We start from the raw sequence: 12,064 nt of genomic DNA, 5'->3' as shown, positions 1-12,064 counted from the left end.
CCAATTCCGTGAACCGAAGTGCGATTTAATAATGGACTCAGCAACTGGTTTCTTACGATTTTCTATCAAAATTGGTTGCCGTGACATGATTTTTCTCGATGAAATCAGCGTGATTGACGAGCAGGCGACGCAGCATGTTTTTTAGAAATCCGACTTCCTCTGGCGTGAAGCCGGACAGCAGCCTGTCGAGCACCTCGTTGAAAATGACGGGCATCTGGGCAGCAATGTCCTGACCTTCCGGCGTCACAGCTAGCCAGACGACACGGCGGTCCGCCGTGCTGCGCTCACGGGTCAGCAGCTTGCGCTGCGCGAGGCGGTCAATCAGGCGTGTAACCGCGCTGGCGTCGATGCCGAATTCCCGGGCCAGTTCGACTGCGAGGACGCATCTGCCGCTGGCGACCATGTACAACGTGCGCCCCTGGGTGGCCGTAATGTCGAGCTCGGCCTGGGTGCGCTGCGTGACGAGATTCATCAGCGTCGAGGTCACCCGTGCGACCAGATAACCCACGTTTTCGCCCATTTCGTATCCCCCGCCGGCCGCGGACGAGAGATGAAAGGTTTCGGTCATGATTGAGGTGCCTAATCAATAATTGCCTAGGCATTATAATGATCCAGTCGCAAATTGTGAGATAGATTTGTTGCTGCAGCCGGAACACACCGTTGCGATCCGAGGCACCGTGATCCCGATTCGGACCTCTGGCATCGCGAATGTGAACTCCGATTCCTGGGCGTGAACGGCTCTCGACTCTCAGCGGTCCCGGTTTGCGCATTGCATGCCTTAGCTTTCCTGTTGCGTCGCCATCAAATAAACCTATTTCCGCACTAGGATGTGGGGCATTAGGATGTAAGCGATGCCATTGAACGGCTGCCTGTCGCGGCCAACTAGCCAGGTGTGATCAACGGAGGAGACGTATGTCGACCGAAGCAAAATGCCCTTTCAAGTTCACCGCCGGTGGCGGTACGTCGAACCGCGACTGGTGGCCTAATCAGCTACCCCTGAAAATCCTGCACCAGCATTCGTCGCTGTCGGACCCAATGGGCAAGGGCTTCAACTACGCCGAGCAGTTCAGGAGTCTCGACCTTGCAGCAGTAAAGAAGGATCTCGTTGCGCTGATGACCGACTCGCAGGACTGGTGGCCGGCTGACTTCGGCCACTACGGGCCTTTTTTCATTCGTATGGCATGGCATAGCGCCGGCACCTATCGCACCGGCGACGGCCGCGGCGGTGCGGGTTCCGGCCAGCAGCGTTTCGCGCCGCTCAACAGCTGGCCCGACAACGTCAGCCTCGACAAGGCACGCAGGTTGATCTGGCCGATCAAGCAGAAATATGGCCAGAAAATTTCATGGGCCGACCTCATCGTTCTCACGGGTAACGTCGCGCTGGAGTCGATGGGATTCAAGACCTTTGGTTTCGCCGGCGGCCGCGAAGATGTCTGGGACCCGGACGAAGACGTCTATTGGGGCGCCGAGACCACGTGGCTGGGCGGTGACAAGCGCTACTCGGGCGTGCGCGATCTGGAGAATCCTCTCGGTGCCGTTCAGATGGGGCTGATCTACGTCAACCCGGAAGGCCCGAACGGCAACCCGGACCCGATCGCAGCGGCCACCGATATTCGCGAGACGTTTGCGCGCATGGCGATGAACGATGAAGAGACGGTTGCGCTGATCGCCGGCGGCCATACATTTGGCAAAACGCACGGGGCCGGTCCTGCGTCTTATGTGGGACCCGAGCCGGAAGGGGCACCCATCGAGCAGCAAGGTCTCGGCTGGAAGAGCAGCTTCGGCACGGGTAGGGGCAGTGACGCGATCTCCAGCGGCCTCGAAGTGATCTGGACCAGCACGCCAACGAAGTGGGGCAATGAGTTCTTTAACAACCTGTTCGGCTATGAATGGGAGCTGACGAAGAGCCCGGCCGGCGCGCATCAATGGACGCCGAAGGGTGGTGCGGGGAGCGATACCGTGCCGGATCCGTACAACCCGGCGAAACGCCGTACGCCCTCCATGCTGACCACCGATCTCTCGTTGCGATTCGATCCCGCCTACGAAAAAATTTCAAGGCGCTTCCACGAGCATCCGGATCAGTTCGCCGACGCATTTGCCCGCGCGTGGTTCAAGCTGACGCATCGCGACATGGGCCCGCTCGCGCGCTATCTCGGCCCGGAAGTTCCGGCAGAAGAACTGCTCTGGCAAGACCCCATCCCCGCGCTCGATCATGTTTTGCTCGATGAGCAGGACATTGGCGCGCTGAAGGGCAGGATTCTGGCTTCAGGGCTGTCTGTGTCGCAACTGGTTTCGACCGCCTGGGCATCGGCATCCACGTTCCGTGGTTCCGACAAGCGGGGTGGCGCAAACGGTGCCCGCATTCGCCTCGCGCCGCAGAAAGATTGGGAAGTCAACCATCCAGCCCAACTGGCGAAGGTGCTGGAGACGCTCGAGGGTATCCAGAGGGAGTTCAACAGCGCGCAGTCCGGAGACAAGAAAGTCTCGCTTGCCGACCTGATCGTCCTGGCCGGTTGTGCAGGCGTCGAACAGGCGGCGAAAAACGCCGGTCACGCGGTGACGGTTCCGTTCGCGCCGGGACGCATGGACGCCTCGCAGGAACAAACCGATGTGGACGCTTTCGCCGTGCTCGAGCCGTACGCAGACGGTTTCCGCAACTACCAGAAGGGCACGTCTCCGGTATCGGCTGAGACACTGCTGGTCGACAAGGCGCAACTGCTGACGCTCACCGCGCCGGAGATGACCGTGCTCGCCGGTGGTTTGCGCGTCCTGAATGCCAACTACGGACAGACGCAACACGGTGTCTTTACGAGGCGGCCCGAGGCGCTGACCAACGACTTCTTCACGAGTTTGCTCGACATGGGCACGGAGTGGAAGCCGGTATCGGACGCCAACGATGTATTTGAAGGCCGTGATCGTGCAACAGGAGAGGTGAAGTGGACCGGCACGCGTGTCGATCTGGTCTTCGGTTCGAACGCTCAACTGCGGGCGCTCGTTGAAGTTTATGGAAGTTCGGATGCGCAGGAGAAGTTCGTCCGTGATTTCGTAGCGGCTTGGGACAAGGTGATGAACCTCGATCGCTTTGACCTTGGGTAGTCTTCGACGATAGACCTTAACGGTCTTTTTGCCGCAGCAGAAACGGCTGAACAAACGTTACGCGACGTTCAGAACAGCTGTTTCTGTCCCGACGTCAAGGTCGTAAAGTCGTCGCGCAAGAGTGGCAGGATCGCGTCAGCGACCGGTTGCAACTGCCGTGTCAGATAGTGCTCGTAGTCGATCGCCGAGCGCAGCGTTTCGAGCGGTTCCGGTCCGGCGGTCGTCATCACATAGCTGATCCAGCCGCCGTTCTGGTATTGCAACGGACGCCCCTGTTGCCGGTTGAACTCGTCGGCCACGCGTGCCGCGCGCACATGCGGCGGCACGTTGCGCTCGTAGTCACCGAGCGAGCGGCGTAACCGCTTGCGGTACACGAGCTGATCGTCCAGCTTTCCTGCCAGCGTATCGCGCACGTAGTCGCGCACGTAATCCTGATACGGCTGTTGCCTGAATATTCGTCCATAGAGTTCCTGCTGGAACTGCTGGGCGAGCGGCGTCCAATCGGTCCGTACTGTTTCGAGCCCTTTGTAGACGATCTCCTCGCTGCCGTCCGGCAAGATAGTCAGCCCGGCGTAGCGTTTTTTGCTGCCTTCCTCGGCGCCGCGAATCGTCGGCATGAAGAAACGCTTGTAGTGCCGCTCGAATTGCAATTCGAGTGCGCTATCGAGACCGAAACGCTCTTGCAGGTTCTGCCGCCACCACGCGTTGATATGCTCGACAAGCGCCCGACCGATGCGGCTCGCTTCTTCCTCGTCGTGTGCGTGTTTCAGCCATACGAAAGTCGAATCCGTGTCGCCGTAAATGACTTCGTAGCCTTGCGCTTCTATCAACTCGCGTGTGCTGTGCATGATTTCATGGCCGCGCATGGTGATCGACGAAGCGAGACGCGGGTCGAAGAACCGGCAGCCCGTGGATCCAAGCACGCCGTAAAAGGCGTTCATGATGATCTTCAACGCCTGCGAAAGCGGCTTGTTGTGCTCGCGTTTGGCGATTTCGCGTCCTTGCCATACCTGCCCGACGATTGACGGCAAACAATGGCGCGTGCGCGAGAATCGGGCGCCGAGAAAGCCCGATACCGATTGATCGTCGCCGGGGTTCAGTATGCCTTCCACGAGACCCAGCGGGTCGATCAGAAACGTCCGGATGATCGACGGGTACAGGCTCTTGTAGTCGAGCACCAGGACGGAATCGTAAAGACCGGGCCGTGAATCCATTACGAAGCCGCCAGGGCTCGCGGCGCCGGCTACGTCACCGAGATTTGGCGCGACATAGCCTTGCCGATGCATCCGCGGCATATACAGATGCGTGAACGCCGCGACCGATCCACCGTTTCGATCCGCAGGCAGGCCGGTAACGGTTGCGCGCTCCAACAGAAACGGCAGCAACTCGGTCTTCGCAAAGATACGCGTGACCAGTTCGCAATCTTTCAGGTTGTACTGCGCGAGCGCAGGTTTGTCCTCATCGAAGCGGCGCTGGATTTCATCCATGCGCTGGTACGGATTGTCGATCGACTTGCCTTCGCCCAACACTGTGCGCGATACATGTTCGAGGCTGAACGAAGGGAAACTCCACGTTGCGGAGCGCAATGCCTCGATACCGTCGATGATCCATCTTCCCGCGGCACCCGCGAAGAAGTGATTCTGTTTGTGGCCATGCTCGCGCCATTCCATCACCGCACCGCCGCGGCCGAGTCGCAGCGGCACGCGATATTGTTCGGCGTGCTGCTGGAGCACACGCAAATCGAACTGCACGAGATTCCAGCCGATGATCGCATCGGGGTCGTGCTGTTCCAGCCACGTGTTCAGTTTTTCGAGCAACTGTGCGCGGGTTTCGCAGTATTCGAGGTTGAAATCGACACCGCTGGCGTCGCCGTTCGGCGGCCCCAGCATATACACCTGACGCTGTCCGCAACCTTCGAGCGCGATGGAATAGAGCTCGGCGTGCGCGCTGGTTTCGATATCGAGCGACACCAGTTTCAATGGCGGCCGATAGTTCGTAGCCGGCTTCAACTCACTGTTCAGAAGCGGGCCGCCATGCTGCGTATCGCCGCCGAACCACACCGGCGCGGTGATGAACCGCTCCATCATGTAGCGCTCGGGCGGAAAAATGTCGGCCTCGTAGACATCGACGCCGCCTTGCTTCAGGCGTTTCTCGAAGCCCGTCAATTGCCGGTACTGCGGGCAGTAAAGCCCCATCACCGGCCGATGCTGGAAGTCGCACAGGTCGAGCGGGCGCAGATCGAGCGGCGCTTCCCGGCGCAGGATCGTTTCGGCGCGCTCGCGGTGTTCGGCCGGAATGAAAGCCACCGAAGGCTGAGGGCGCAGGCGGATGTGACGAGGCCCGCCCTCTGTTGCCAGCCAGAAATCCACTTCCGTGCCGGCGGGCGTATCCCGCCAATGTCGGGTCAAAATGAAACCCTGTTCAAGCTCAGTCAAACTTCCACCTCTAAACGGGCGTCATCGCCTGGCTCGATTTTACCGTTATGCGGTTGTTATCGTGGCGGTATAGGCGCGATCGCAACCGGGTTGGCGCGCAGCTGATACAGCAGCGATGCCGCCGCGGGACGGTAGGGTTGCAGAGAGGCGGGTCCTCGCGGATGGCGGGCTGGATGCAGCCGCGCCGCGTAGTCTGTATGATCGTTTTGCAGCGATTCCTTCGGCGCAGGCCATGCGCCGGTCAAGTCTACCAAGAACGGAGTAAACGATATGACTTTGAGCAAACTCGTTGTTGTGGTCGCGGTAGCTGCAACCAGCTTTGGTGCGCAGGCGCAAGTCGCCGGCACACAACCCCTGAGCGTCACGGTCGAGCAGTCAAATGCGCTGCTGAGCGGCTGGAGTGTGAAGAAGAGCATTCTCGGCAAGGCCGTGTATAACGACCAGAACGAAAAGATCGGTTCGATCCGCGATCTGGTGGTTGCTCCCGATGGCTCGTTGTCCGCAGCAATCGTCTCCGCCGGTGGATTCCTGGGCGTGGCGTCGCATGACGTAGCGGTGCCGGTCGCCGCACTGGATATTCGTTCTGGAAATTTCTATCTGGCTGGCGCGACCAAGGATGCCTTGAAGGCGACACCCGAGTTTCAGTACAACAAGGTTCAGGCGCCGCCGAAACCTAAAAAGCTGACCGGCCAGTAATGCACGGAGCCGGTGGATTGGGAGGCCGTGCTGCAACAGGCGGCTCTTGAATCACGCGGCAAAAGAAAACGGCGCTCGCGGCACGAATCGGTAGTTTGCCAAAACCGTTTCATGCTTGCGGCGCCGTTTTTGCCTTCAATGAGGTCCCTGTCAGCCCATCGTTCACGCTTCCAGAGCGAGCGTGGCAAACGTGCCCAGCCAGTGTTCACCCATATAGTCGCCGGCCACGTGCGGCAGGGCGCTCTGAAGATGACGCTCGGCCGAATCGAACAGCACGGTGCGGCGCAAGTCGCCGACGGGCAGCGCGCGCGCTAGCGACCGCTGACACCATGCGCGGCTCAGATTCAGACCATCCAGGTGGGCAATCTTGCCATCGGTACGATCGGTCACGGTGACGGGTTCGAACAGCGTGGCGGGCTTCTTCGCGCCGAGATCCGGCAGAAAGCGCCGGAACCATTCGACGAATTGCGCGGGCGGCAACACGCGCCGCATCAATTCCGCTTCCATCAGCGAAGGCGACAAGAACTCGTCGCCGGCGGGCTCCCATACCTGACAGGCAACATCGTTCAGAAACCAGCGCTCAGCCGTATTCACCAGTAGTGCTTCAAGTGATTCACGCGAAGTTTGCCGCGCGAAATCGAGCGTGAGCGCAAGCGCGAACGCCATGTTGAAGTGCGTGCCGACGCGCAACGGGTAGGTCGCCTTCGGCAGAAATTCCTCGAAGCGATCGACAAAGGCTTCGGTCAGCGGCGCAAAAATCCTGGACCAGCGCGCGGCTTCCGATAGCTTCAGCGAATGGAGTTGTGCGCTCAACGCGAGCAGCCATGCCCACCCATACGGGCGCTCGAAACCGCGGTTGTGCGGCAGATCGAGATACGCAAGCTCGCCGGCCACATTCGCTTCGGTGAAATGCTCGTCGACCACCGCGACGATGCGCGCCGCTTCAGGCAGATCGGGAAAGCGTTCGAGCAGATGCAGGATCAGCCAGTAGCCATGCACGCAGGAATGCCAATCGTAGCTGCCATAAAAAATCGGATGCAATGCACGCGGGCCCTGCACATCTTGCGGACCGGCGAGCGAGTGAGTCAGCTTGTTCGGATACTCACGCGTGAGATGGGCGAGCGCAAGATTGGCGAATCTGGAAGCGAATTCGGGGGTGAGTTGAACAGTCATCGGCGCCTCCTCAAAAGCGGAATACGAACAGATACAGCAGTATGGTATTGACGACCAGCAATAGTAAAGCAGTCGGCCACTGTGCCTTGATCACGCCGTTCTGGTCTTTCAGTTCCAGCAGCGCGGCCGGCACGATATTGAAGTTGGCGGCCATTGGGGTCATCAAAGTGCCGCAGAAACCGCACAGCATGCCGATTGCGCCAAGAATAGCCGGGTTGCCGTGGAATTGATGCACGATCAATGGCAAGCCAATGCCGGCTGTCATCACCGGAAAGGCGGCGAAGGCGTTACCCATGATCATCGTGAAGATTGCCATGCCGAATGTATAAGCCGCGACCACCGCGAAAGCGGAGTCGACTGGAATCCACGTTTTCACGAGATCCGACACCACGTGGCCCACGCCGGCAATCGCAAACAACGCGCCGAGAGCGGCCAGCATCTGCGGCAGAATGGCGGCCCAACCCACGGTGTCCATGGTGTGCCGTGCATCTTTTAACGCGTGCACTGGCGAGTCGCGCAACATGAAAAGTGCTGCGCCGAATGCGACTAGCGTACCCAGTACGAGCGAAATCAGCGTGACGTTCTTCGGTTCAACGAACGGTACGTATTTCAGTGTCAAGGTGCCGAGCAAGGTGATGATCGGAATCAGCAACGCCGGTATAAAAAGCGTGTTGCCGAAGCGTTGCGCGTTGGCTTCGCGGCGCGTGGCGGCCGCTTCACTATTGCTGTCTGCTTTGCCTTTGCCGAGCTTGCCGGAACCGGCGATCAAGGCGAGTGCGATGGCGAGGCAACCGGTCACGAAATGCGGCAATTCTCCGCCGAACATGAAGGTGATCGCATAGATGCCCCAGAACAGAAAGTTGACGACGCGGCGCGGATTCGAGCGGTCTTGCAGATTGAAGAGCGCGAACGCGGCAAACATCAAACCGGCCAGCACGTAGAGGGATTCGAGCTTGATCATCGTGCGATACCTCGTCCGTGTCCCTGTGCCCGTTCGATTCCCAACATATTCATCTTGTGCGACAGATTGCGGTCGAGCAGCATCAGGCGCACGACATGAATCATGAGTGCCGCCACCGCCGTGGGAATCGCCCACACTGAAATGTGCAGGGGTTCGACCATGATGCCGTTCTGTTCAAGGAAACCTTTGATCAACAGGATCGACTGGATCGCGATGAAAATGTCTTCGCCGAAGAACACGGCAATGTTGTCGACCGCCGACGCATTCGCGCGAATCTGCTGACGCACTGCATCGGGCAATTCGCCATAGCGGTTCGCGGCGGCCGCCTCAGCCATCGGCGCGATCAGCGGGCGCACCATCTGCGCATGACCACCGAGCGACGTCAGCCCAAGCGCGGCGGTGATCTGGCGAATCACGAAATACAGCATCAGCACGCGGCCCGTGGTGGCGGCGTGCAAACGTGAAATCAGGTGTTTGGCCTGTTCTTTCAGGCCGTTGCGTTCGAGCAGCGCGATCACGGGCAACGTCAGCCAGATCAGGCCCATGTAGCGGTTATCTGCGAACGCTTTGCCGAAAGCGCTGACGATCTCCACCGGTTGCAAGCCGCCGGCCACACCCGTGGCGATCCCTGCGATCGTCACCACGAGTAGCGCGTTGAAGCGCAATGCAAAGCCGAGTACGACGATCGGCACGCCAATCAAAACCCACATCCTGTTCTCCTGCGTCGCTGTTATGTCGTTTTTTTTGCCGTTGTGCGCGCCATTCCGGATGCCTGGCGCACGCCGGTTGCACACGGGTACGGGTAGCAAGTTGCGCCGGTTGCAACGGAGCGCGGGCGACGAAATCTAACACGATAATTTATCGATAAATAGTCGACATAATGCGTTTTTCGGGTAAACGCTAGGGTCGCGGGCAGATCTACCTGCAAGTTTGAAGGGGGAGTGAGCGGGACGAGGGCGGGGAAGGGAAGGTCCCGGCGAGTGGGCCGGGAGCGAGGGGAAACTAAAACACCGGCCTAGAACAACTCCAGAATCCGGTGATACATCATCCCGAGTTCAAGCGCCGGCCCACGCAAAGCGGGTCCGCCCGGAAAGCGTGCATGCCGCAACTGCGCGAACAGATCGAAGGCAGCCGTCTCACCGGCCATGGCCTTTGCAATGACGCGACCTGCAATCCCGGTCAACGCCACGCCGTGCCCGGAAAAGCCCTGCACGTAGAAGTAATTCGGATCGATTGAGCCAAAATCGGGCGCGCGATTACGCGTCACGTCGACGAAGCCGCCCCACGCATAGTCGATTCGCACATCGCCGAATTGCGGAAACACGTCGATCATGCGCTTGCGAATCTCTTCGCCGAGCTGCACGGGCGACGCGCCGGTCGAACTCGCCCGGCCGCCGAACAGCACGCGATGATCGGCCGACAAGCGGAAGTAATCAAGGAAGAAGTTGTTGTCGCAAATAGCCTCGCGTCCTTTAATCAACGCATCGGCACGTGCTTGACCGAGCGGCTCCGTGGCGACGATATACGATGCAATCGGCGCGATGCGCGCGGCCACCGGCGCGGGCAACACGTCGCCGATCGTCGCATTGCCACATGCCGCGACGAACCGGCAGCGCACTTCGCCGCTAGCGGTACGCACGACAGGTCGCGCGCCGCGCACGACTTCGATCACCGGCGAATGCGCGAACAGTTGAGCACCTTCGCGACGTGCTGCGTCGGCGAGGCCAAGGCAATATTTGAGCGGATGCAGATGGCCGGAAAACGGATCGTAGACACCCGCCAGATAGCGTTTCGAAGCGATGCGTGAACGCACTTCGTCGGTATCGAGCCACGCGAGCTTCGTATAACCCCAGCGTTGCGACGCCGATTCCATCCACGAACGCAGATCCGGCACACGCTTCGGTTTAGTCGCTACCGTCAGATAACCGGAGGTGAAATCGCAATCGATGCCGTAGCGTTCGATGCGCTCGCGCACCAGGGCTACGCCCTCTACCGACATGGCCCATGCGGCACGTGCACCGTCGAGCCCGAGTTGCCGTTCGATGACCTCGTCTTTCGCGAAACCCACCAGCGTTTGTCCACCGTTGCGGCCCGATGCGCCCCAACCCGGACGATGCGCATCGAGCACCACCACCGACAATCCACGTGCCCGGCATTCCAGCGCCACCGACAAACCGGAGAAGCCCGCCCCGATCACACAGACATCGGCCTCCAGCGTGCCGTCGAGCATCGGATCGTCTGTAAGCGGACGCGCGGCGCTCGCCTCGTAGTAGGAGTTGGCGATCAGCGCATCGGCGCGGCGGTCGAGAGTATTAAAACCAGGAGTCGGAGCATTCATCAAAGCAGGTCCTTCATTCGATACCAGGCCATCGCAAGTACGAGGGCAGGGGTGCGCAGTGTAGCGCCGCCAGGAAAATTGCGGTGACGAATCTTGCCGAACAGATCGAAGCGTGACGCCTGGCCGTCGATCGCCTCGGCGATCAGTTTGCCCGCGAGCCCGGTGGTGTTCACGCCGTGGCCGGAGAATCCCTGCGCGAAATACACTGTAGGCGACAGCCGGCCGAAATGCGGCGCGCGATTCATCGTGATGTCGACGAAACCGCCCCACGCATAGTCGATTTTGACATCGTCGAGCTGCGGGAAGGTCTTCAGCATATCGTGGCGCATCGCTTCACCGAGGTTGCGCGGCGCGAGTTTGGAATAGCTGACTTTGCCGCCCCACAACAGGCGGTTGTCGGGAGCGGGGCGGAAATAATCGAGTACAAAGCGGCTGTCGCACACGGCCGCTTTCGCCGGCATCAGTGCTTCGGCGCGATCGGGGTCGAGCGGTTCGGTGGCGATCACGTAGGTGCCGACCGGCATGATTTTGCTGGCGACATCCGGGGCGAGTTCGCCGAGATAGGTATTGCAGGCGAGCACGACGAATTGCGCATTCACCTTGCCGCGCGCGGTTTCGGCCACATGGCGGCCGTTTTCCTGGCGCAACGCGGTGACACAACTGTCTTCGAAAATCTGCACGCCGGCGGCGCGTGCCGCGCGCGCCAGACCGAGCGTGTAGTTCAACGGATGCAGATGGCCACTGTCCGCATCGAACAATCCGCCGAGGTAGCGCTGCGATTGAACATAGTCGCCGACGCCATCGGCATCGACATAACTGAAGCGGTCGTAGCCGAAGCGTTTTTGCGCCTCGTCGCGCCATTTTTGCAGCGCGTCCGTATCGCGTGGTTTGTTCGCCGCGGTCAGATAACCGATAGTCAGGTCGCAGTCGATCTGATGTTTCGCGACGCGCTCCTTGACGATATCCAGGGTTTCGAGCCCCATGTCCCAAACACGCTTCACGTCATCCGCGGGCATGAACTTCGCGAATGTATCGATATCGCAGGCAAAGCCGCCGATCAACTGGCCACCATTGCGGCCACTCGCGGCCCATCCGACTTTTGATGCTTCGAGCACCGCGACGGAATGGCCGCGTTCGGCGAGATTCAACGCAGTCGAGATACCGGTGAGTCCCGCACCGATCACACAGACGTCGACGTTAAGTGTTTCTTCGAGCGGCGGATGGCGGGTGGTGTCATTAGCGGTTGCTGCGTAATACGAGGTAATGTGAGGCTGGTTCGAGAATCGGAGCATAGGCAGAGCATGCAGAAGAGACCTTGGCGCGTGGCCCGCAATCAAGCCGGGCCACGCGATGAGGCGGTACGAA

The 12,064-nt window shown here is 60.0% G+C and carries 9 protein-coding genes; 2 read left to right on the top strand and 7 right to left on the bottom strand.

Annotated features, from left to right (window positions below; all coding sequences use genetic code 11):
* Nucleotides 1-52: 52 nt before the first annotated feature.
* A complete protein-coding gene (locus PQR40_RS09545; protein WP_408229862.1) occupies nucleotides 53-568 on the bottom strand; it encodes a MarR family winged helix-turn-helix transcriptional regulator in 516 nt (171 codons plus the stop codon).
* A 344-nt stretch (nucleotides 569-912) separates the two neighbouring features.
* Between PQR40_RS09545 and katG the strand changes: the two genes are divergently transcribed.
* Nucleotides 913-3,096: a catalase/peroxidase HPI gene (gene katG / locus PQR40_RS09540; RefSeq protein WP_408229865.1), complete on the top strand. Its 2,184-nt coding sequence runs from the start codon at nucleotides 913-915 to the stop codon at nucleotides 3,094-3,096.
* Nucleotides 3,097-3,164: 68 nt separating this feature from the next.
* Here the strand turns inward: katG and PQR40_RS09535 are convergent, their stop codons facing one another.
* Nucleotides 3,165-5,531 (bottom strand): DNA polymerase II, encoded by a 2,367-nt coding sequence (locus PQR40_RS09535; RefSeq protein WP_408508863.1) that lies wholly within the window; start codon nucleotides 5,529-5,531, stop codon nucleotides 3,165-3,167.
* 270 nt (nucleotides 5,532-5,801) lie between these two features.
* Between PQR40_RS09535 and PQR40_RS09530 the strand changes: the two genes are divergently transcribed.
* Nucleotides 5,802-6,227 carry a PRC-barrel domain-containing protein gene (locus tag PQR40_RS09530; RefSeq protein WP_201084283.1) on the top strand — a complete coding sequence of 142 codons (426 nt, stop codon included), beginning with the start codon at nucleotides 5,802-5,804 and terminating at the stop codon, nucleotides 6,225-6,227.
* Between the two features lie 162 nt (nucleotides 6,228-6,389).
* Here the strand turns inward: PQR40_RS09530 and PQR40_RS09525 are convergent, their stop codons facing one another.
* From PQR40_RS09525 to PQR40_RS09505, 5 genes are all read right to left on the bottom strand, one after another.
* Complete coding sequence (locus tag PQR40_RS09525) at nucleotides 6,390-7,400, bottom strand: DUF2891 domain-containing protein (RefSeq protein WP_408508862.1); 1,011 nt, start codon at nucleotides 7,398-7,400, stop codon at nucleotides 6,390-6,392.
* Nucleotides 7,401-7,410: 10 nt separating this feature from the next.
* Nucleotides 7,411-8,361, bottom strand: coding sequence for a DUF979 domain-containing protein (locus tag PQR40_RS09520; RefSeq protein WP_408508861.1), 951 nt, complete (start codon nucleotides 8,359-8,361; stop codon nucleotides 7,411-7,413).
* A complete protein-coding gene (locus tag PQR40_RS09515) occupies nucleotides 8,358-9,071 on the bottom strand; it encodes a DUF969 domain-containing protein (RefSeq protein WP_408508860.1) in 714 nt (237 codons plus the stop codon). Before PQR40_RS09515 ends, PQR40_RS09520 begins: the two co-directional genes overlap by 4 nt.
* Nucleotides 9,072-9,376: 305 nt before the next feature.
* Complete coding sequence (locus PQR40_RS09510; protein ID WP_408508859.1) at nucleotides 9,377-10,699, bottom strand: NAD(P)/FAD-dependent oxidoreductase; 1,323 nt, start codon at nucleotides 10,697-10,699, stop codon at nucleotides 9,377-9,379.
* Entirely contained in the window at nucleotides 10,699-11,991 is a 1,293-nt protein-coding gene (locus tag PQR40_RS09505; RefSeq protein ID WP_408242372.1) for an NAD(P)/FAD-dependent oxidoreductase, read from the bottom strand. Before PQR40_RS09505 ends, PQR40_RS09510 begins: the two co-directional genes overlap by 1 nt.
* Between the last annotated feature and the right edge of the window lie 73 nt (nucleotides 11,992-12,064).

Source organism: Paraburkholderia sediminicola (assembly GCF_046026855.1).
In the GTDB taxonomy this organism is placed as follows: Bacteria; Pseudomonadota; Gammaproteobacteria; order Burkholderiales; family Burkholderiaceae; genus Paraburkholderia; species Paraburkholderia sediminicola_A.
This window is presented reverse-complemented; position numbering and strand designations above follow the sequence as displayed.